The sequence below is a fragment of the Pseudomonas sp. TUM22785 genome, from assembly GCF_028198105.1.
In the GTDB taxonomy this organism is placed as follows: domain Bacteria; phylum Pseudomonadota; class Gammaproteobacteria; order Pseudomonadales; family Pseudomonadaceae; genus Metapseudomonas; species Metapseudomonas solani.
This window is the reverse complement of record NZ_CP116239.1, coordinates 5,819,631-5,837,937: the sequence shown is the minus strand read 5'-3', so window position 1 is coordinate 5,837,937 and position 18,307 is coordinate 5,819,631. Positions and strand designations below refer to the sequence as shown.

The window sequence follows — 18,307 nt, the reverse complement described above, 5'->3', positions numbered from 1 at the left end:
GGGGCGGGGGGATTCAGGCCTGCGGCAGGGCCTTCTCGCCGCCTTCGCGCACCCAGAACAGGGTGGCGCCGGCGACGGCGGCGGGCATCATCACGATGTTGACGAAGGGGATCAGCAGCGCCAGGTACACCGAGCCGCCGAAACCCAGGCTCTGCCAGCGTTTTTCGCGCAGCCAGGCGAGCATTTCGTTCCAGCCCAGCTTGTGGTTGTCCGCTGGGTAGTCGATGTACTGCACCGCCATCATCCACACGCCGAAAAGGAACCACAGCGGTGTCGCCACCAGGTTCACCCCGGGGATGAAGCTGAGGATCAGCAGGCCGATGGCCCGTGGCAGGAAGTAGCCCAGCTTGCGCAGTTCGCGGCCCACGGTGCGCGGCACCATGGCGGTGAGTTCGGCCCAGCTGAAGGGGGGGAAATCATCCTGGCCACGCACCACCACTTCCACCTTCTCGGCGAGGAAGCCGTTGAAGGGCGCGGCGATGATGTTGGCGATCATGGTGAAGCTGAAGAACACCATCAGCAGCACCAGGATCACGAACAGCGGCCAGATCAGGTATTCGAGAAAGCTCGCCCAGCTCGGCAGGCTGGGCATGAAGGCTTCGACCCAGCCGCTGAACTGCTGCATGGCGAAGCCGATCAGGGCGATGAACAGCACCAGGTTGAGGGTCAGCGGCAGCAGCACGAACAGGCGCAGGCCTGGGCTGAGGATGAGTTTCAGGCCTTCGCCGAGGTATTGCGGGCCGGACAGGGCGGGGGCGGGCATCGAGGGCTCCAGAGAGTGGACATGGCGCGACCTTACCGGCTTTGCGTGACCGGTAAAAGCGCCTGAGTCGCGCTTCCCACCGAGCGATAGGACGGCCCTATGGTCGGGATAAGGAATACACATTTCCCGGCCCCCGGGGCGCTCGGTAGCCTTGCCAGCAATTTCGGGGCTCCGGCAGTCGCCAGGCCGGCCCCACCGGTTCGCGAGATCGCTGCATTCCTGAAAGCCTTCCCCAAGTGCCCGCAGCGATCTCCTTTTATTTCACGAGGTGTCATCCATGTCCGCCACGCGCCATTCACGGGTCATCATCCTCGGCTCCGGCCCCGCCGGTTACAGCGCCGCCGTCTATGCCGCGCGCGCCAACCTCAAGCCGCTGCTGATCACCGGCATGCAGGCCGGCGGCCAGCTGACCACCACCACCGAAGTCGACAACTGGCCCGGCGACCCCCATGGCCTCACCGGCCCGGCGCTGATGCAGCGTATGCAGGAGCACGCCGAGCGCTTCGAGACCGAGATCGTCTTCGACCACATCAATGCCGTGGACCTGGCCGGCAGGCCCTTCACCCTGCGCGGTGACAGCGGCACCTACACCTGCGACGCGCTGATCATCGCCACCGGCGCCAGCGCCCGTTACCTGGGGCTGCCCTCGGAGGAGCGCTTCATGGGCAAGGGCGTGTCCGCCTGCGCCACCTGCGACGGCTTCTTCTACCGCAACCGCGAAGTGGCGGTGGTGGGCGGCGGCAACACCGCCGTGGAAGAGGCGCTGTACCTGGCCAATATCGCCAGCAAGGTGACCCTGGTGCACCGCCGCGAGACCTTCCGCGCCGAGAAGATCCTCCAGGACAAGCTCAAGGCGCGCATCGCCGAGGGCCGCATCGTGCTCAAGCTCAACGCCCAGGTGGATGAGGTGCTGGGCGACGACATGGGCGTGACCGGCGTGCGCCTGCGCAACCACGACGGCAGCGCCGATGAGCTGAAGGTGGACGGCCTGTTCGTCGCCATCGGGCATACGCCCAACACCTCGTTGTTCGAGGGCCAGCTGATCCTGCGCGACGGCTACCTGGTGGTCAACGGCGGCCGTGACGGCAACGCCACCGCCACCAACATCCCCGGTGTGTTCGCGGCGGGCGACGTGGCCGACCACGTGTACCGCCAGGCCATCACCTCGGCCGGTGCCGGCTGCATGGCGGCGCTGGATGTGGAGCGCTACCTCGACGAGGCCTGATGAATCAGGCTGTCCGGGTGTTGAGCCTCGCCGCGCTCGGCGCCAGCCTACGGTTGCTCGTCATCCACGTGAACAAAAAGCCCCGCTTCGGCGGGGCTTTTTCATGGCGGGGGATTCACACCAGTGTGCTGATGGGCAGCTCGTCCAGGGTCAGGGTGCGGGCGGCGAGGCGCAGGAACTGGTCGGTGGCCTTGAGCACCAGGCCGTTGCGGTCGAGGGCCAGCTCGCTGCTGTGGCGGCCCTGGGGTTCGCAGCGGTAGAGGGTCTGCTCCCCTTGCTGGCGCAGGCATTGATAGCGTTGGCCACGGGCCTGCACGGCGAGGCTGGGCAGGTCGATGAAGGCGACCTGGAGCTCTTCGCTCTGGCCGCATTCGAGGGCGCTGCGCTGCAGGATCGGTGTGTGGGCGAAGGGGCTGGCGGAGAGCAGCACCTGCTGGCAGGCGTCGAGGTCGCCGCGCGGCTGGCCGTCCAGGCGCCACTGGCCACGGATGTCGCGCTGCAGACGCAGGCTGCTCTGGCCGTGGTTGTCTACCTTTATCCACAGGCTGCGGAAGCGCCAGCAGGGGTCGTAGTCGAGCACGTAGGTGGCGGCGAAACTCTGCCCGCCGGCGCTCAGCATCAAATGGCTGCTGGCATGAATGCCCGCGGCATCGACATGCAGGCGCAGGTTCTCGATGCCGGGGTTGGTCCAGGGTTTCCACACGAGGGTCTGTTGCATCCATGCGACTCCGAAACTGCACGGGAAGGGGCACGCACAACGGGCGTATATGCGTAGGACACCGTCCCTGGTGTTCCCGTTACGTCGCGCAGGATACGTTGTTCCCTTTGTGACGTATGTCAGCCTTTTCTGACAGATGAACGGCGTTGCGAGGGCCGTTCCGACCCGCCTCAGGCCTTGCGCTTGAGCGGTTCGCCGTCGAGGCGCACACCGGCCAGGCCGGTTTCCATCAGGGCGCGGATGTTGCCGTGGTCACTGCCTTCCGGGGTGGCGAGCACCGCGCGGTAGTGCTCGCCGAAGGCCAGCAGCGCTTCGTCCAGGCCCAGGCCTTCGAGCAGGACCAGACCGAGGGTCTTGCAGGAGCCCTCGTTCTGGCCGGCGGCGTTCTCCACCTTGCCGTTGACGAAGGCGGTGGGCTGGTAGTCGTAGCCCTCGGCGATGAACGCCAGGGTGTCGGCGAAGGCGTGCTGGCCACTACGCAGGCGGGCGCGGAAATCGATCAGGGTCATTCTTTGTTCGCTTTGTTGAAGGCCGCTTGCTGCTCGGCACTGGCTTCTTTCTGGTACTTGGTTTTCCACTCGGCATAGGGCATGCCGTAGATCTCTTCGCGGGCCCGGTCCGGGGTGACCTCGACACCGAGGTCGTCGGCGGCGGCCTTGTACCACTTGGACAGGCAGTTGCGGCAGAAGCCGGCGAGGTTCATCAGGTCGATGTTCTGCACGTCCGGGCGGCTGCGCAGGTGCTGGACCAATTGGCGGAAGGCGGCGGCTTCGAGTTCGAGGCGTTCTTGCTCGTTCATCGCAGGTTCTCCTGGGCTCGGAATGGCGGGGAGTCGGGATGATATGAGCGGCTCCCGGCGGCGGCAATGCCCGGCGAGTGGCCGGGCATCACGGGTTCTGTCAGCGGTGGCCGGCGAGGGTGATGGACACCGATTCGGCGAAACGCAGGGCGTGGGGCTTGTCCACTTCCACTTCGGCGTAGCGCACGCTGGGGTTGGCCATGACCAGGTCGAGAATCTCCTGGGTCAGGCGCTCCAGCAGGGCGAAGCGGTTCTCTTCGACGTGGCGGATGATCGCCTTGGTGATGGTGCGGTAGTTCAGCGCGTGCTCGATGTCGTTGCCTTCCACGGCCTCCACGGCGGGGTAGAGGATGGTCAGGTTGATCAGCACGTCCTGCTTGTTGAGGATCTCTTCTTCCTTGATCCCGATGAAGGTGCGCAGGCGCAGGTCCTTGACGCGGATTCGCGCCATTCCGGGCTCCAGTCGCGGCATTGTTACTTGCTCCGTCCAATCAGTTGCAGGAATTCGTGGCGGGTGGTCGAGCTCTCGCGGAAGGCGCCGAGCATCACCGAGGTGAGCATCTGCGAATTCTGCTTCTCCACGCCACGCATCATCATGCACATGTGCTGGGCCTCGATGACCACGGCGACGCCGGCGGCGCCGGTCACGCTCTGGATCGCCTCGGCGATCTGCCGGGTGAGGTTCTCCTGGATCTGCAGGCGCCGCGCGAACATGTCGACGATGCGCGCCACCTTGGACAGCCCCAGCACCTTGCCGGTGGGAATGTACGCCACATGGGCCTTGCCGATGAAGGGCAGCAGGTGGTGCTCGCAGAGGGAATAGAGCTCGATGTCCCGGACGATGACCATCTCGTCGTTGTCGGACGCGAACAGCGCGCCGTTGACGATCTCGTCCAGCGATTGCTCGTAGCCGTGGCACAGGTAGCGCATGGCCTTGGCGGCGCGCTTGGGGGTGTCCAGCAGGCCTTCGCGCTGCGGGTCTTCGCCCAGGCCGAGAAGGATTTCCCGGTAATGGTGGGGCAGTTGTTCGCTCATCGATGGTTTCCTCGCGGCCGCCTCACTTGAGGTGACGGCCACCGTTCAGTGTCAGGGTGGTGCCGGTGACGTAGGGGTTGTCCAGCAGGTAGCGCAGGCCCTGGTAGACCACCTCGGCGCCCGGCTCGATGCCCAGCGCGGATTTGGCCAGGGTCTTCTCGCGGTACGCCGCGTCGTCGTTGTCGTTGAACATCACCAGCGCCGGGGCGATGCCGTTGACCTTGATGGCCGGGGCGTAGCGCGCGGCGAAGGAGAGGGTGAGGTTGTCCAGCCCGGCCTTGCTGGCGCAGTAGGCGATGCGCTTCTCGCTGCCCTTGCGCGCCACGTCGTCGCTGATGTGGACGATGTCGGCCGGGCCGCCGTGGCGCAGCAGCGGCTCGGCGTGCAGGTTGATCAGGTAGGGCGCCAGCATGTGCACGCTGAACATCCGCTGGAAGGCATCGGCCTCGTGGCCGGGGGCTTCGGTGAGCCAGTCGGAGGCGTTGTGCACGATGGCCCGCAGGCGCGGGGTGGCGGCCTTGAGACGTTCGATGAAGGCGAGGATCCCGGCTTCATCCGAGAAGTCCGCCGCGATCACGCAGGCCCCGCGCTCGCGCAGGCGGTGCACGCCGTCGCGCTCGGTGCGGTAGCTGATGATCACCGGCTGGCCGTCGTCCAGCAGGCGCTCGGCGCAATGCAGGCCCACGCGCTGGCTGGCACCGGTGATCAGGATGGGAGCGGCCGAAGGGCTCATGGGGGCCTCGAGGCAGGACGATGCCCGGGGTGGGGCGGAATGCTGAAAACTTATACCAGATGCCCGTATTTGTACAATTGTTGGCGCCGCAAAAATGCGGATTCCGACTGAGATTTCAGTCAAGGCCTTGATTTGTGTGGGGTTATAGAGGCATTGGGCGCGTTTCGTGGTTGTACAGGTGTAGTGCCTGTACAACCTTTGTGACGTTATCGCGACGGAGCGGTGGCGCCTGGGCGGCGGGCGCGGGGTGCTGGTGCGTTGAGCCAGAGGGCCAGCAGGCGGGTGGACAACGGGATGAACCAGTAGGTCATCAGCGGCGTCAGCGCCAGGGTGCTGAGGAGGATGCGCAGGACCAGCGGCAGGTCGGCCAGCCAGGGACCGAAGCACAGGTTGAAACCCAGCGACACCGGGAAGAACGCCAGCCAGATGGCCACGCTCTGCTTCCAGCGTGGCGGGCGGCGATCGGCACTGCCGAACCAGGCGTCCAGGCCCAGGGCGCGGTGTTCATGGGGCTGCTCGAAGAGGCCGGCGCCGCGCTCCAGCCAGGCGCGGCGCGAAGCGGAGTGCTCCCAGGCCGACAGGGTCGACTCGTCCGCAAAGCGGAAGATCATCTGGAATTCGTCGTCTTCGGGAGGCGGCGCGAGCACGCCTGAGCCGAGGTAGCCGGGGAAGTCGGCAGCCAGTTGCTCGCCTTCGCGCAGCCAGGCCATGAAATCGGAATAGCGCTCGCGGGAAACGCGGCGCGCCACCATGAGGGTGACGGGGTCGGCAGACATCGTGTATCTCCACTGAACGGGCACCCGGCCGGGTAGGCGGGGCGCGAAACGCAGCCCGGGGTGATGGGCTGCGTATTCGAAGAGGCAAGGATTATTCCGGATTCGCCAAAAATCTCCAGGGGTACGTCTCCTCGCGGGTTGCAGGCGGACAGCCGGTCGCTGGCGCCGCGTTGGCTGGCGCCCGTTGCACCAGGCAGGTGCGTCCGCCCGTCAGACATGCATTCGAGCGCGAGGCCCGTGCTGGGTTAAACTCAGGCGCATCGTCCATCCACCGCAGCCGATCATGATCGAACCCGCCGCCGCCCCTCAGGCCGATATCGCCATGCAGCAGGAAGAACTGTTCCCCATCCGCGAGGTTTCCCGCCTCACTGGCGTCAACCCGGTCACCCTGCGTGCGTGGGAGCGACGCTATGGCCTGATCAAGCCGACCCGCACCGACAGCGGCCATCGCCTCTATTCCTTCGCCGACATCGAGGCGGTGCGCAACATCCTCGCCTGGATGGATCGCGGCGTGGCGGTGAGCAAGGTGGGCACCATCCTGGCCCGCAGCGCCCAGGCCAAGGCACCGGCGGTGCCTGCCTACCAGGGCGTGGCGAGCGCCGAGTGGGTCGAGCTCCAGGCGCAGCTGCGCCGGGTCCTGGCCAGCTTCGACGAAGCAGGCGTGGAACGTCTCTACGGCCAGGTGTTCTCCACCTACCCGGTCCCGGTGGCGTTCCAGGATGTCCTGATGCCGGTGTGGCGCGACCTGTTGCTGCGTCAGGACGAATACGGGGCGGCCAGCGAATGGGCCTTCCTCGACGCCTTCCTGCGCGCGCGGGTGCTGCAGCGGCTGCAGCTGGCGCGCAATCTCGCGGGTGACCGTGTGCTGCTGGCACCCATTCCCGGCGAATGCCGTGAGCTGGAGCTGCTGGTGGCCGGCCTGCTGATGGGCAGCGATGAGGTGGCAGTCAGCGTCCTGGGGCTCGAGCAACCCCTCCAGGAGCTGGCGCTGGTCTGCGAGAAGATGCGGCCCCAGGCGCTGGTGCTGTTCTCCAACCACCCGCCGCAGGACGATGCGGCCAGCCGCCTGTCACGTCTCGCCCTGACCCTCGATTGCCCCCTGGCCCTGGCCGGTGAGGCGGCGGACCTCCTGGGAGACAGCCTCGATGGCTCGCCCGTCGCCTGCCTGGGCAGCGACGGTCGCTCGATGCAGCGGCGTCTGGCGCAGTTCCTTGCGGGGCACCTGGACACCTGATTTGGATGCGTGTTTAAAAATTGTCGATGCGATTCCTGTACAAAACAATTTTATGTACAAGAATTGGCTGTGAGCCTTCCAACTGCGCAACCGGCCGCCAACGCGTCCCCCTCCTTGTTCCTCTTCGGCCGCCGGTCTTTTATTCCCACAAGACGCCCCGCCTCGCGCGGGGCGTCTCGTTCCGGCTCGGCAGCTCAGCCCTTGGCCGCCAGCTCCGCCTTCAAGGCCGCCACTTCCGCCTCCAGTTCGCGGACACGCTGCCGTGCCTCGATCTCGGGCGTGACGTTCTTCTGGATGCCGATGAAATAGGTCAGCTGGTCACCCTCGTTGAACACCGGGGTGATGGACAGCTCGTTCCAGAAGGGGCTGCCGTCCTTGCGGTAGTTGCGCACGATCTGCCGGCACGGTTCGCCCTTGCGAATCGCCTGGCGGATGGCGGCGAGGGCGACCTGGTCGCGGTCCTCGCCCTGCAGGAAACGGCAGTCCTGGTAGAGGATGTCGTCGCGGGCGTAGCCGGTGAGTTGCTCGAAGGCGCGGTTGGCGTAGATGAGGATGTTGTCCTCGCCCTCCTGCTCGGCGACGACAATGCCGTCGTTGGACGCGTCGATCACCAGTTGCAGCAGCTTGGCGTTGATCATGTAGGGGCTCTCGGTTCGGTGGCTCCGAGATTCTAAGACATCGGCCCAGGCTTTCCACTTGCGGCATAATGCGCGCCGTTTGCCAACGTTTCAGGAGTTGTCATGAAAGTCGCCATTCTCTCCGGGTCGGTCTATGGCACCGCCGAAGAAGTAGCCCGCCATGCCGAGCGCCTGCTCAAGGCCGCCGGTTTCGAGGCCTGGCACAAGGCCCACATGGGGCTCGACGAGCTCAAGGCCTTCGCCCCGGACGCCTTCCTCACCGTGACCTCGACCACCGGTATGGGCGAGCTGCCGGACAACCTGCTGCCGCTGTACCACAGCATCCGCTACCAGCTCCCCGACTGGCGCGGTCGCCCCGGTGCCGTGCTGGCCCTGGGCGATTCCAGCTACGACGTGTTCTGCGGCGGCGGCGAGCAGGTGCGCGAGCTCTATGCCGAGCTGGGCATCCGCGAAGTGGTGGACATGCTGCGGGTGGATTCCAGCGAAACCGTGACCCCCGAGGTCGACGCCGAGCCCTGGATCGCCGAGCTCATCCAGGCCCTGCGCAGCGCCTGACCTTCCCCGACACGCGGCCCGGTCAGTCCCGGGCCAGCGGTCCCTTCTCCCGCAGCAGCGCCAGCCAGGCCTGCGCCGCATTCGACAGATAACCCCCGCGCCGCCAGACGAAGGCGATGTCCCAGCGCAGGTCCGGTTCGCGCAACGGCAGCCGGACGATGCCCGGGCGCTCCAGGTGCCGGGCGACGATGCGCGGCAGCAGCACCACGCCCTGGCCGGCCGCCACCAGCGCCGCGAGGAAATCCGCCTGGCCGCTGCGCCCGGCTTCCCGTGGGGTGAAGCCGGCCTGCTTGCACGCCTGCAGCAGGCGGTCGTTGAGGGTGAAGCTCTGCTGGTAGAGCAGGAAGGCCGAGTCGGCGAGCTGGGCCAGGGCCAGGCTCGGCTGGTCGTGCAGCGGGTGGTCGGCCGGCAGCAGCACATCCAGCGGTTCGTTGCAGAACGGTTGGTGGTCGAAGGCCGGGTCGCTGGGAGTCAGACCGCCGCTGAGCTCCAGCTCGCCTTGGAGGATCGCCTGCTCCAGCAATTTGCTGCCGCCCTCGGCCAGGTGCACGTTGATGTTCGGGTAGCGCCGGCGGTATTCGCTGAACAGCTCGGCGAAGAGCACTTCGCCCCCCAGCAGCGGCAGCCCTAGGCGCAGCTCGCCGCGCTGCAGCTGGCTGAGGTCGTGCAGCTCGCTTTGCAGGTCCTGGCGCAGGCGCAGCATCTCCTCGGCGCGGCGCAGCACCAGGGCGCCGGCTTCGGTGAGGCGGAGGTGCGGGCCGTTGCGCTCCAGCAGCTGCACGTCCAGGCGCTGTTCGAGCTGGGCCACCTGCTTGCTGATGGTCGACTGGGTGGCATGCAGGGCGCGCCCGGCCTGGGTGAAGCCGCCCTGGCGGACGACTTCGACGAAGCTGCGGAGCTGGTTGAATTCCATCGCTGTATTCCAATATCGAATGGCTGCAAGTCGAACAATTCGCTTTTGGGATGATAGGCGCGGTTCTAAGCTGGTGGCCAGTTCCGGAGTCACCCGCCATGCCCCGTCTCATGCACCTTTCCCGCCTCTGCCTGCAACTCGCCGTGCTCATCGGCCTGTACCTGCTCGGCTGCCAGATCGCCGCCTGGCTGGCCTGGCCGATTCCGGGCGGGGTGATTGGCCTCGGCCTGTTGCTCGCCGCCTTCGCCAGCGGTCGGCTGCAGCCGGGCGCCCTGCAACTGGGGGCCGGCCTGCTGATGGCGGAGATGCTGCTGTTCTTCATCCCTGCGCTGATGAGCCTGCTGGACTACGGCGCCATGCTGCGCAGCGAGGGCTGGCGCATCCTCCTGGTGATCGGCGCCAGCACGCTGCTGGTGATGCTCGCCACCGCGCTGACCGTCGAATTCGTCTGCCGCTGGAGCGATGGCCGTGAACATTGAACCCATGTCCTGGTTCTGGCTGGCGCTGACCCTGGGCGGCTACCTGCTCAGCCGCTGGCTGTACCGGCGCAGCGGGCGCTACCTGCTGTCGCCGCTGATCCTGGTGCCGGCGCTGCTGCTGGCCGTGGCGGTGCCGCTGCACACCGGCTACGCCGAATACTCCGGCGCCACCCACTGGCTGATGCTCTTGCTCGGCCCGGCCACCGTGGCCTTCGCCGTGCCCATCTGGCAGCAGCGCGCCTTGCTGGCGCGGCATTGGCCGGCGCTGTCGCTGGGCATGCTCATGGGCAGCACGGTGGCCATCGCCAGTTCCTGGTGGCTGGCCCATGCGCTGTCCCTGGAAACCTCGGTGAGCTTGTCGCTGGTGCCGCGCTCGATCACCACGCCCTTCGCCATGCCGCTGGCCCAGGGGCTGGGTGGCGTGCCGGAGCTCACGGCGGTGTTCGTGATGATCACCGGCGTCTTCGGCGCCCTGGCCGGCAGCCTGCTGATCCGCTGGCTGCCCCTGCGCAGCACCCTGGCGCGGGGCGCGCTGTTGGGCGTTGGCGCCCATGGCGCGGGGGTCAGCCGGGCCCAGGAAGTGGGCCGCGAGGAAGGCACCGTGGCCGGCCTGGTGATGGTGCTGATGGGTCTGCTCAACCTCTTCGCCGCGCCCCTGGTGGCCGTCCTGTTGTGACTCCTGCGGTCATTCGGATGGCTGCCAAGGCGACTATCGGATCGCCACGCCCTCGCTAGACTCCTGGGTCATCGCACACAACAAGAACCGAGGTGATCACCGTGACCGCTGCCCAATCCCTGCACCCGAACGCCGTCAAGAACCAGGTTTCCGCCGCCGAGTGGCAGACCCGCGTCGACCTCGCCGCCTGCTACCGGCTCATCGCCCTGTACGGCTGGGACGACCTGATCTTCACCCACATCTCCGCCAAGGTGCCCGGCACCGAAGACTTCCTCATCAACCCCTACGGGCTGATGTTCCACGAGATCACCGCCTCCAGCCTGGTGAAGGTGGACCACTCCGGCAAGAAGCTGATGGACAGCCCCTACGACATCAACCCGGCCGGCTACACCATCCACAGCGCCGTGCACGAGGTGCGCCACGACGCCAACTGCGTGCTGCACATCCACACCGCCGCCGGCATCGCCGTCTCGGCACAGAAGCAGGGCCTGCTGCCGCTGTCCCAGCAGTCGCTGTTCGTGCTCGCCAGCCTGGCCTACCACCAGTACGAAGGCGTGGCGCTGAACCACGAGGAGAAGGCCCGCCTGCAGGCCGACCTCGGCAATGCCAACTTCCTGATCCTGCCCAACCACGGCCTGCTCACCGCCTTCGGCAGCATCGCCGACGCCTTCCTCGGCATGTTCACCCTGCAGCGCGCCTGCGAGATCCAGGTGATGGCCCAGAGCGGCGGCGCCGAACTCATCCACATCCCGCAGCAGATCCTCGACGGCGCCCGGGCGATGATCGCCGGCGTGATGAAGACCTCCCAGGGCATGGGCGGCTCGCTGCCCTGGCCGGCGCTGTTGCGCAAGCTCGACCTGCAGAACCCGGGATACGCCGACTGATGGCCCTGCCGGGCATTCCCCTGGGCGACTGGCGCGCCCAGGGCCGCGACCTGCTGTTCCATCGCCACCGCATCCGTTACTGGGAAGCCGGTCAGGGCGAGCCGCTGCTGCTGATCCACGGCTTCCCCACGGCCTCCTGGGACTGGCACTACATCTGGGGCCCGCTGGCCGAGCGCTACCGGGTGATCGCCTGCGACATGCTCGGTTTCGGCGATTCCGACAAGCCCCGTGGCCACGACTACCGGCTGCTGGAACAGGCCGACCTGCAACTGGTGCTGCTGCGTCACCTGGGCATTGCGGGGCCGGTGCACCTGCTGGCCCACGACTACGGCGACAGCGTCGCCCAGGAGCTGGTGGCGCGGCACCACGAAGGGCGCTGTGCCCTGGGCAGCTGCGTGTTCCTCAATGGTGGTTTGTTCCCCGAGACGCACCGCCCGGTGCTGGTGCAGAAGCTGCTGCTCAGCCCGCTGGGGCCGCTGATCGGCCGGGGCTTTTCCCGTGCCAAGCTGGGGGCGAACTTCGGCAAGGTGTTCGGCCCCGCGACCCAGCCCAGCGAGGCGGAGCTGGACGACTTCTGGAGCCTGATCGCCCAGCAGCAGGGGCCGCATGTCATGCACCGGTTGATCCGCTACATCCCCGAACGCCGCGAGCAGCGCGACCGCTGGGTGGCCGCCATGCAGAAGGGTGGGCTGCCGCTGCGGGTGATCGACGGCGCGGTGGACCCGATCTCCGGGGCGCACATGGTGGCGCGCTACCGCGAGCTGATCCCGCAGCCGGATACGGTAATGCTGGACGGCATCGGCCACTACCCGCAAACCGAGGCGCCCGAGGCGGTGCTGGAGCATTACCTGGCCTTCCGCCAGGCCCTGGAGGCACGTTCGTGAACCGTCGGCAGCTACTGAAATTCACTGCCCTCGCCGGTGTGGCCGGCGCCGGGGCGGGCTTCTGGGCGCTGCCCCGTGGCCCGAGGCCCGGCACCACGGACCTCGCCGACGCCCAGCGGGTATTGGCGGGCCTGGTCGACAAGGTGCTGGTGAGCACCCGTGGCTGGAGCCCGGCCGAAGTGTTCAACCACTGTGCCCAGAGCATCGAGTACTCCATGAGCGGTTACCCCGAGCTCAAGCCGGCCTGGTTCCGAGGCAGCGTCGGGCCTGTGGCATTTGGCCTGTTCACGGCGCGCGGGGCCATGCGCCACCCGCTGGATGAAGCCATCCCCGGTGCCCGGCCCCTGGACGCGCCCGCGTCCCAGGCCGAAGCGCTGGGCCGCCTGCAACTGGCCTTCGCCGACTTCGCCGCCTACCAGGGCGAGCTCAAGGCGCATTTCGCCTACGGCGCGCTGAGCCATGAGGACTACGCCCGGGCCCATGTCATGCACCTGTACGACCACCTGAGCCTGATCCACCTGGCCTAAGGCCACGCCCAGTATCCGAGCCATCCGTCAGCGCCTGTCGAACCGTCCCGGCAGCCGGCAACGGGGCGAGGCCCTAGCATCGCGACTCCACTCAATGACGCAGCGCCGGGCTCGCCCCGGCGCCTGGAGATCGCGATGCTGTACAAGCTGCTGGTGTTCCTCCACCCCTTCATCCATGGCGTGGGGCGGCCCTTGGCGCTGCTCCTGCTGCTCGCCAGCATCGGCCTGGTGGTCTATGGCTGCTATGCCGAAAGCAGCCCGCGCATCTGGTGGTCGGCGGCCGGTTCCTTCTTCGCCTGCCTGGCGCTGACGCTGCTTTGCACCTTTCATAACTGGTGGCTGTTCAAGCTGCGGCCACGGGGCAGCATCTTCATGCCCTTCGAGTAGCGGCGTGGGTCGCTGATGGGGCGGTTTTCAGCGGCCCGCTATCCCCTGGCGTTATCGGCCACCATTCATGCCCGCCGCCTTTCCTTGTGGGGCGGGGCCGGGCTGCAGGAAACTCGGCCGATACCAAAAACTGCCCTGGAGTCCATTGCATGAGCGAGTCGATCCGTTTCGAAGACAAAGTGGTCATAGTCACCGGCGCCGGTGGCGGCCTGGGTCGCGCCCATGCGCTGTTGTTCGCCAAGCACGGCGCCAAGGTGGTGGTGAACGACCTGGGCGGCAGCACCCACGGTGAAGGCGCCAACGCCTCGGCTGCCGACCGCGTGGTGGCCGAGATCCGCGAAGCCGGCGGCACCGCCGTGGCCAACCATGATTCGGTCACCGACGGCGACAAGATCGTGCAGACCGCCCTCGACACCTTCGGCCGCATCGACGTGGTGGTGAACAACGCCGGCATCCTGCGCGACAAGACCTTCCACAAGATGGAAGACGCCGACTGGGAGCTGGTCTACAAGGTCCACGTCGAAGGCGCCTACAAGGTGACCCGCGCCGCCTGGCCGCACCTGCGCGAGCAAGGCTTCGGCCGGGTGATCTTCACCTCGTCCACCTCCGGCATCTACGGCAACTTCGGCCAGTCCAACTACGGCATGGCCAAGCTCGGGCTCTACGGCCTGACCCGCACCCTGGCCATCGAAGGCCGCAAGAACAACATCTTCGTCAACGCCATCGCCCCCACCGGCGGCACCCGCATGACCGAAGGCCTGATCCCGCCGCAGGTGTTCGAGCAGCTCAAGCCCGAGCTGGTCAGCCCGCTGGTGGTCTACCTCGGCAGCGAGCAGTGCCAGGAAACCTCCGGCCTGTTCGAAGTGGGCGGCGGCTGGATCGGCAAGGTGCGCTGGGAGCGCAGCCTGGGCGCCGGCTTCGACCCGCGCGAAGGCTTCAGCGTCGAAGACGTGGCCGCCAGCTGGAAGCAGATCTGCGACTTCGAAGGCGCCGCCCACCCGGCGGACAACGTCGAAGCGCTGAAGGAAATGATGACCAACCTGCAGAAATACGTGGGCTGATCCCGCCAGACTCCTTGGGAGTTCCGCCAGTGGGCTGAACATCTTCCCGGGGACGCACTATGTTGAAGGCCGGCAATCTTGCCGGCCTTTTTCATGCCCGCGTTTCAACCCGAGGAGTCCCGATGAGCATCCGAGTCGAGAAGAACGGCCCCGTCACCACCCTGATCATCGACCGCCTGCAGGTGCGCAATGCCGTCGACCGGCCCACCGCCGTGGCGCTGGCCGACGCCCTGCGCGCCTTCGAGGCCGATGACGCGGCGCGTGTGGCGGTGCTTACCGGCGCGGGCGGTACCTTCTGTGCCGGGGCGGACCTGGCGGCGGTGGCCGAGGATGGCGAGCGGCGCAACCGCCTGGAGGTGGACGGCGACGGGCCCATGGGGCCGAGCCGCATGCAGCTGGCCAAACCGTTGATCGCCGCCATCGAAGGCTATGCCGTGGCCGGCGGCCTGGAGCTGGCGCTGCTGGCGGATATGCGGGTGATGGCCGAGGACGCCGTGTGCGGGGTGTTCTGCCGGCGCTTCGGCGTGCCGCTGATCGACGGCGGCACCGTGCGCCTGCCGCGCATCGTCGGCCAGGGCCGGGCGCTGGACCTGATCCTCACCGGCCGCCCCGTGCAGGCCGAGGAAGCACTGGCCATGGGCCTGGCCAACCGCGTGGTGCCATCCGGTACGGCGCGCGAGGCGGCGGAGCGGCTGGCCCTGCAGATCGCCGCCTTCCCGCAACGCTGCATGCTCGCCGACCGTGCCAGCGCCTACGCCCAATGGCAGCTGCCGTTCGACGCGGCCATCGCCAACGAATTCGAAGGCGGGCTCGAGGTTATCCACAGCGGCGAAACCCGCACCGGCGCCCAGGCCTTCAGCGGCGGCAAGGGGCGCCACGGGCAGTTTTCCTGACGACGGGCCGTCATCCGCCGAACCCCGTCCGTAGGAGCGAATTCATTCGCGAATGGGCAGGCTCGGTGCGACCGATGGCGTTCGTTTGGTGGAGGTAAAGAGCGACCTCCACCCTACGCCTGGCATCCGCCCCGGCCCTTCCCCTGTAGGGGCGAATTCATTCGCCCAGGAGCGCGTAGCGCTCCCGGGCTGCACCGCCAGGATCAGCGGCTGATGATCACGTAGGTCTTGCGCAGGGTTTCCTTCACATCCCAGATGCCCAGGCTGTTGGCGGGGAGCAGCAGGGCGTCGCCGGCCTTGATCTCGATGGGCTCGCCGCCGTCCGGGGTGAAGGTGCAGCTGCCGTGGGTGAAGTGGCAGAACTCCTGCTCGACGATCTGCCGGCGGAACTTGCCGGGGCTGCATTCCCAGACGCCGGTTTCCACACCGTCGGTGCGTTCCACCGAGTGCACGCGGGTGTGCGGCACGGGCTCGCCCACGGGCACGGGTACCGGGGCCGGTTCGGAGAGCGGCAGGTCGTGGGTGTTCTTCAGCAGGGTGGCTTTCATGCAAGGGCTTCCAGTCGAGTTGTGGTTTGGGGCGCATGGGCGGGCGTCGCCCGGCTCAGCGCATCAGGCTTTCCATGAACCCGGCCAGGCGGCTGGCCAGGGCGCGGCGCCAGGGGGCGCTCTGAGGGTTGGCCAGCACCCGGTCCTCGTGGACGAAGCTGCGGATGATGGCGTTGTAGCCGAGCCAGCGGCAGGGCTCCGGTTCCCAGGCGGAGAGCCGGTTCAGCGGCCCGTCGCCCAGCACCCAGGGCTGGCGGGTGAGCAGGGTCTCGCGGCCGAGGATCAGGTCGGCCAGGGTGCGGCCGCCGAGGTTGGTGGCGCCCACGCCTTCACCGCCGTAGCCGCCGGAGAGGGCGATGCCGCGGGCACGGTCCACCAGCATGTGCGGCTGGAAGCGCCGCGCCATGCCCAGGTTGCCGCCCCAGCTGTGGGTCAGGCGCACGTTGCGCAGCATCGGGAACAGCTCGCCGAACAGGTAGCGGCGCAGGGCGATCTCGTCGTCGTCGAGCTGGAAGTTCTCCCGCAGCTTGCCGCCGAAGCGGTAGCCGCCGCGGGCACCGAACACCAGGCGGTTGTCGGCGGTGCGCTGGCCATAGGTGACCTGGCGGCTGTTCTCGCTGAAGGCCTGGCCCCGTTCCAGGCCGATCTCGGCCCAGGTGGACTCCGGCAGCGGCTCGCTGGCCACCAGCAGGCTCTGCACCGGCAGCTGGTAGCGGCCGAGCGGGGGCAGGGCGGCGGCGTAGCCTTCGATGGCGGGCACCACCCAGTGGGCCTTCACCTCGCCCTGCAGGGTGGTGATGCGGCCGGGCTGCCAATCGGTGACGCGGCTCTGTTCGAACAGCTGCACGCCCATGCGCTCGACGGCGCGGGCCAGGCCGCGCACCAGGCGCGCCGGCTGGATGGTGGCGCAGTGCGGCGTGAAGATGCCGCCCAGGGCGCCGGCCACGCGGATCTGCCGGCCCAGCTCCGGCGGGGTCAGCCAGCGGTAGTCGTCCTCGCCCAGGCCCTCGGCGTGCAGGTCGCGCAGTTGCTGGCGCAGGCGCACTTCCTGCTCGGGGTAGCGGGCCGCGCAATAGAGCACGCCGCCCTTGCGGTAGTCGCAGTCGATGCCTTCGCGCTGCAGCACCTCGGCCACTTCGTCGGGAATGCCGTGGAGCAGGTCCAGGGAGGCGCGGCGCTCGTCGCGGGAAAGCTTCGCCAGGGCGCGGTCCTCGCCCAGCAGGTTGCCCATCAGCCAGCCGCCGTTGCGCCCGCTGGCGCCGAAGCCGGCGATCTCGGCTTCGAGGATGGCGATGCGCAGTTCGGGGGCCTGGCGCTTGAGGTAGTAGGCGGTCCACAGGCCGGTGTAGCCGGCGCCGATGATGGCGACATCCACCTCCAGGCTGCCGCCTAGGGCGGGGCGCGGGGTGAGCGGCTCGTCGAGCTGGTCCATCCACAGGCTGATCGATTGCCAGGCCGGCATAGCGGGGCTCCCAGTTGGAAAGGTTCGGATGGCGGCAAGACTAGAAGCTGGCGCGGGCGCTGTCGTGTGTGCGTGCACGCCGGGACTCGGCGTGCCGCTCAGAGAGAGGCTTTTAGCTGCTTCAAGTAAGCCTTCGGCGACAACCCCGAGTGCTGGCGGAAGCAGCGATAGAAGGCCGAGAGGGAATTGAAGCCGGCGGCGAAGGCGAGTTCGTCGATGCGCGGCGAGGCCGGCCCTCGCTCCAGCTGCGCCAGCAGGTGGCCCAGGCGGGCCTGGTTGACGTACTGGTAGAAGCTCTGGCCGAGCATCTGGTTGAGCAGGTAGGAAATCTGGTTACGGGTGTAACCGGTGGCGGCGGCAACCTGGTGCAGGTCCAGCGCCGGGTCGAGGTACGGCTGGCTGTGCTGGAAGTAGTCTTCCAGGTCCCGCGCCAGCAGGCTCAGTTGCCGGGCCGAAAGCCCCAGGCGGCTGGCGGCGGGGCGTTGCAGGCGGTCGCCGGCCTCGCGCTTGCCCTGGATCAACAGGGCGTATTCGTTGATGCGCCAGATCAGGCCGTCACGGACGGTAATGGCCTCGCTGGTACGAAAGGTACCGCTGTGGCCCAGGCGCAGGCTGTACTGGATGAACGCGGTATCGCCGTCCACGCGGATGCGGTCGCTGTGCTCCAGGTACTCGTCCGGCCCGCTGGGCATGGTGGCGCGCACGTAGTCGCCGAGCTCCGCACGGTGCAGGCAGCGGTTCTGGAAGTAGTCGTTGTATTCCACGTCCGGGTGGTAGAGCGCCAGCACCGCGTCGATGTCGCGGGCCTTCCAGCTCAGGTGGTAACGCATCACCACTTCGCGGGTGGCGGCGGTGTCGTGGTCGGGCTCGGTCATGGTCGTTCGATAGTCGGCAAGTGGCTCAGGATGCCAAAGCCATGGCCCTGAGGGTAGGGGGAGGCGAAGGTTCCATCCATGCTCTCGATGGTGCGCCATAGCGCTTCCGGATAATGGCCCGGCAAGGAGTGTTCCAGAGCATGGATTCACTCTTTCGAGCTACAGGATGAATCCCTCCTTGGTGCGCTTATCGCCTGTGCGGGTGACTGGTTAGGGTGTGCTCCTCCTTCACCAACCAGGAA

General features: G+C 67.6%; 24 protein-coding genes. 11 read left to right on the top strand and 13 right to left on the bottom strand.

Going from position 1 to position 18,307, the window contains the following annotated elements:
• Positions 1-13: 13 nt before the first annotated feature.
• Positions 14-763 carry a sulfate transporter CysZ gene (gene cysZ / locus PI990_RS26585; RefSeq protein ID WP_021217037.1) on the bottom strand — a complete coding sequence of 250 codons (750 nt, stop codon included), beginning with the start codon at positions 761-763 and terminating at the stop codon, positions 14-16.
• Positions 764-1,040: 277 nt separating this feature from the next.
• Between cysZ and trxB the strand changes: the two genes are divergently transcribed.
• The gene (gene trxB, locus PI990_RS26580; protein WP_271658973.1) at positions 1,041-1,988 is read left to right on the top strand and encodes a thioredoxin-disulfide reductase; all 948 of its coding nucleotides are present in this window, start codon (positions 1,041-1,043) and stop codon (positions 1,986-1,988) included.
• 115 nt (positions 1,989-2,103) lie between these two features.
• Here trxB and PI990_RS26575 read toward each other — a convergent pair whose 3' ends face one another.
• From PI990_RS26575 to PI990_RS26545, 7 genes are all read right to left on the bottom strand, one after another.
• Positions 2,104-2,706 carry a putative glycolipid-binding domain-containing protein gene (locus PI990_RS26575; protein ID WP_271658972.1) on the bottom strand — a complete coding sequence of 201 codons (603 nt, stop codon included), beginning with the start codon at positions 2,704-2,706 and terminating at the stop codon, positions 2,104-2,106.
• Between the two features lie 170 nt (positions 2,707-2,876).
• Complete coding sequence (locus PI990_RS26570; RefSeq protein WP_021217034.1) at positions 2,877-3,215, bottom strand: HopJ type III effector protein; 339 nt, start codon at positions 3,213-3,215, stop codon at positions 2,877-2,879.
• A complete protein-coding gene (locus PI990_RS26565) occupies positions 3,212-3,505 on the bottom strand; it encodes a DUF1244 domain-containing protein (RefSeq protein ID WP_021217033.1) in 294 nt (97 codons plus the stop codon). Before PI990_RS26565 ends, PI990_RS26570 begins: the two co-directional genes overlap by 4 nt.
• 100 nt (positions 3,506-3,605) lie before the next feature.
• Positions 3,606-3,977: a dihydroneopterin triphosphate 2'-epimerase gene (gene folX / locus PI990_RS26560; protein ID WP_031286921.1), complete on the bottom strand. Its 372-nt coding sequence runs from the start codon at positions 3,975-3,977 to the stop codon at positions 3,606-3,608.
• A 2-nt stretch (positions 3,978-3,979) separates the two neighbouring features.
• Positions 3,980-4,540, bottom strand: a complete 561-nt coding sequence (gene folE / locus PI990_RS26555; protein WP_021217031.1) for a GTP cyclohydrolase I FolE — start codon at positions 4,538-4,540, stop codon at positions 3,980-3,982.
• Positions 4,541-4,562: 22 nt separating this feature from the next.
• Complete coding sequence (gene folM, locus PI990_RS26550) at positions 4,563-5,273, bottom strand: dihydromonapterin reductase (RefSeq protein ID WP_271658971.1); 711 nt, start codon at positions 5,271-5,273, stop codon at positions 4,563-4,565.
• 206 nt (positions 5,274-5,479) lie between these two features.
• The gene (locus tag PI990_RS26545; RefSeq protein WP_021217029.1) at positions 5,480-6,049 is read right to left on the bottom strand and encodes an antibiotic biosynthesis monooxygenase; all 570 of its coding nucleotides are present in this window, start codon (positions 6,047-6,049) and stop codon (positions 5,480-5,482) included.
• Positions 6,050-6,332: 283 nt separating this feature from the next.
• Between PI990_RS26545 and PI990_RS26540 the strand changes: the two genes are divergently transcribed.
• A complete protein-coding gene (locus PI990_RS26540) occupies positions 6,333-7,283 on the top strand; it encodes a MerR family transcriptional regulator (protein ID WP_043239916.1) in 951 nt (316 codons plus the stop codon).
• Between the two features lie 194 nt (positions 7,284-7,477).
• Here the strand turns inward: PI990_RS26540 and PI990_RS26535 are convergent, their stop codons facing one another.
• A complete protein-coding gene (locus PI990_RS26535) occupies positions 7,478-7,921 on the bottom strand; it encodes a PAS sensor domain-containing protein (protein WP_021217027.1) in 444 nt (147 codons plus the stop codon).
• 102 nt (positions 7,922-8,023) lie between these two features.
• Between PI990_RS26535 and PI990_RS26530 the strand changes: the two genes are divergently transcribed.
• Positions 8,024-8,476 (top strand): flavodoxin, encoded by a 453-nt coding sequence (locus tag PI990_RS26530; protein WP_271658970.1) that lies wholly within the window; start codon positions 8,024-8,026, stop codon positions 8,474-8,476.
• Positions 8,477-8,498: 22 nt separating this feature from the next.
• On the opposite strand, the gene PI990_RS26525 is transcribed toward PI990_RS26530, so the two are convergent.
• Positions 8,499-9,389 carry a LysR family transcriptional regulator gene (locus PI990_RS26525; protein ID WP_021217025.1) on the bottom strand — a complete coding sequence of 297 codons (891 nt, stop codon included), beginning with the start codon at positions 9,387-9,389 and terminating at the stop codon, positions 8,499-8,501.
• 98 nt (positions 9,390-9,487) lie between these two features.
• Here PI990_RS26525 and PI990_RS26520 point away from each other — a divergent pair, with 98 nt between their 5' ends.
• The 8 genes from PI990_RS26520 to PI990_RS26485 all read left to right on the top strand — a co-directional run bounded on the left by PI990_RS26520 (position 9,488) and on the right by PI990_RS26485 (position 15,180).
• Positions 9,488-9,868 carry a CidA/LrgA family protein gene (locus PI990_RS26520; protein ID WP_271658969.1) on the top strand — a complete coding sequence of 127 codons (381 nt, stop codon included), beginning with the start codon at positions 9,488-9,490 and terminating at the stop codon, positions 9,866-9,868.
• Positions 9,858-10,544, top strand: coding sequence for an LrgB family protein (locus PI990_RS26515; RefSeq protein WP_271658968.1), 687 nt, complete (start codon positions 9,858-9,860; stop codon positions 10,542-10,544). Before PI990_RS26520 ends, PI990_RS26515 begins: the two co-directional genes overlap by 11 nt.
• A 101-nt stretch (positions 10,545-10,645) precedes the next feature.
• On the top strand, positions 10,646-11,428 hold the full coding sequence (locus PI990_RS26510; RefSeq protein ID WP_031286918.1) for a class II aldolase/adducin family protein: 783 nt from the start codon (positions 10,646-10,648) through the stop codon (positions 11,426-11,428).
• Positions 11,428-12,312, top strand: coding sequence for an alpha/beta fold hydrolase (locus tag PI990_RS26505; RefSeq protein WP_271658967.1), 885 nt, complete (start codon positions 11,428-11,430; stop codon positions 12,310-12,312). Before PI990_RS26510 ends, PI990_RS26505 begins: the two co-directional genes overlap by 1 nt.
• Positions 12,309-12,839, top strand: coding sequence for a DUF1569 domain-containing protein (locus PI990_RS26500; protein ID WP_184487430.1), 531 nt, complete (start codon positions 12,309-12,311; stop codon positions 12,837-12,839). The genes PI990_RS26505 and PI990_RS26500 overlap by 4 nt, the downstream gene beginning before the upstream one ends.
• Positions 12,840-12,974: 135 nt before the next feature.
• Complete coding sequence (locus tag PI990_RS26495) at positions 12,975-13,226, top strand: hypothetical protein (RefSeq protein ID WP_271658966.1); 252 nt, start codon at positions 12,975-12,977, stop codon at positions 13,224-13,226.
• A 149-nt stretch (positions 13,227-13,375) separates the two neighbouring features.
• Positions 13,376-14,287 carry an SDR family oxidoreductase gene (locus PI990_RS26490; RefSeq protein WP_271658965.1) on the top strand — a complete coding sequence of 304 codons (912 nt, stop codon included), beginning with the start codon at positions 13,376-13,378 and terminating at the stop codon, positions 14,285-14,287.
• 122 nt (positions 14,288-14,409) lie between these two features.
• Positions 14,410-15,180 carry a crotonase/enoyl-CoA hydratase family protein gene (locus PI990_RS26485; protein WP_271658964.1) on the top strand — a complete coding sequence of 257 codons (771 nt, stop codon included), beginning with the start codon at positions 14,410-14,412 and terminating at the stop codon, positions 15,178-15,180.
• Between the two features lie 203 nt (positions 15,181-15,383).
• Here PI990_RS26485 and PI990_RS26480 read toward each other — a convergent pair whose 3' ends face one another.
• The 3 genes from PI990_RS26480 to PI990_RS26470 form a co-directional block, all read right to left on the bottom strand.
• The gene (locus PI990_RS26480; protein WP_021222016.1) at positions 15,384-15,728 is read right to left on the bottom strand and encodes a cupin domain-containing protein; all 345 of its coding nucleotides are present in this window, start codon (positions 15,726-15,728) and stop codon (positions 15,384-15,386) included.
• A gap of 55 nt (positions 15,729-15,783) precedes the next feature.
• Positions 15,784-17,190 carry an NAD(P)/FAD-dependent oxidoreductase gene (locus PI990_RS26475; RefSeq protein WP_271658963.1) on the bottom strand — a complete coding sequence of 469 codons (1,407 nt, stop codon included), beginning with the start codon at positions 17,188-17,190 and terminating at the stop codon, positions 15,784-15,786.
• Between the two features lie 98 nt (positions 17,191-17,288).
• Positions 17,289-18,020 carry an AraC family transcriptional regulator gene (locus tag PI990_RS26470; RefSeq protein WP_271661361.1) on the bottom strand — a complete coding sequence of 244 codons (732 nt, stop codon included), beginning with the start codon at positions 18,018-18,020 and terminating at the stop codon, positions 17,289-17,291.
• Positions 18,021-18,307 lie beyond the last annotated feature (287 nt).

Bases quoted from the DNA above. Each gene is read 5' to 3' on its own strand.
- PI990_RS26490 (WP_271658965.1), top strand. From the start codon at position 13,376: ATGAGCGAGTCGATCCGTTTCGAAGACAAAGTGGTCATAGTCACCGGC.
- PI990_RS26570 (WP_021217034.1), bottom strand. From the start codon at position 3,215: ATGACCCTGATCGATTTCCGCGCCCGCCTGCGTAGTGGCCAGCACGCC.
- folX (WP_031286921.1), bottom strand. From the start codon at position 3,977: ATGCCGCGACTGGAGCCCGGAATGGCGCGAATCCGCGTCAAGGACCTG.
- PI990_RS26530 (WP_271658970.1), top strand. From the start codon at position 8,024: ATGAAAGTCGCCATTCTCTCCGGGTCGGTCTATGGCACCGCCGAAGAA.
- PI990_RS26495 (WP_271658966.1), top strand. From the start codon at position 12,975: ATGCTGTACAAGCTGCTGGTGTTCCTCCACCCCTTCATCCATGGCGTG.
- PI990_RS26475 (WP_271658963.1), bottom strand. From the start codon at position 17,190: ATGCCGGCCTGGCAATCGATCAGCCTGTGGATGGACCAGCTCGACGAG.
- PI990_RS26485 (WP_271658964.1), top strand. From the start codon at position 14,410: ATGAGCATCCGAGTCGAGAAGAACGGCCCCGTCACCACCCTGATCATC.
- PI990_RS26575 (WP_271658972.1), bottom strand. From the start codon at position 2,706: ATGCAACAGACCCTCGTGTGGAAACCCTGGACCAACCCCGGCATCGAG.
- PI990_RS26565 (WP_021217033.1), bottom strand. From the start codon at position 3,505: ATGAACGAGCAAGAACGCCTCGAACTCGAAGCCGCCGCCTTCCGCCAA.
- PI990_RS26535 (WP_021217027.1), bottom strand. From the start codon at position 7,921: ATGATCAACGCCAAGCTGCTGCAACTGGTGATCGACGCGTCCAACGAC.
- PI990_RS26505 (WP_271658967.1), top strand. From the start codon at position 11,428: ATGGCCCTGCCGGGCATTCCCCTGGGCGACTGGCGCGCCCAGGGCCGC.
- PI990_RS26525 (WP_021217025.1), bottom strand. From the start codon at position 9,389: ATGGAATTCAACCAGCTCCGCAGCTTCGTCGAAGTCGTCCGCCAGGGC.
- PI990_RS26540 (WP_043239916.1), top strand. From the start codon at position 6,333: ATGATCGAACCCGCCGCCGCCCCTCAGGCCGATATCGCCATGCAGCAG.
- folE (WP_021217031.1), bottom strand. From the start codon at position 4,540: ATGAGCGAACAACTGCCCCACCATTACCGGGAAATCCTTCTCGGCCTG.
- PI990_RS26545 (WP_021217029.1), bottom strand. From the start codon at position 6,049: ATGTCTGCCGACCCCGTCACCCTCATGGTGGCGCGCCGCGTTTCCCGC.
- cysZ (WP_021217037.1), bottom strand. From the start codon at position 763: ATGCCCGCCCCCGCCCTGTCCGGCCCGCAATACCTCGGCGAAGGCCTG.
- PI990_RS26520 (WP_271658969.1), top strand. From the start codon at position 9,488: ATGCCCCGTCTCATGCACCTTTCCCGCCTCTGCCTGCAACTCGCCGTG.
- folM (WP_271658971.1), bottom strand. From the start codon at position 5,273: ATGAGCCCTTCGGCCGCTCCCATCCTGATCACCGGTGCCAGCCAGCGC.
- PI990_RS26470 (WP_271661361.1), bottom strand. From the start codon at position 18,020: ATGCGTTACCACCTGAGCTGGAAGGCCCGCGACATCGACGCGGTGCTG.
- PI990_RS26480 (WP_021222016.1), bottom strand. From the start codon at position 15,728: ATGAAAGCCACCCTGCTGAAGAACACCCACGACCTGCCGCTCTCCGAA.
- trxB (WP_271658973.1), top strand. From the start codon at position 1,041: ATGTCCGCCACGCGCCATTCACGGGTCATCATCCTCGGCTCCGGCCCC.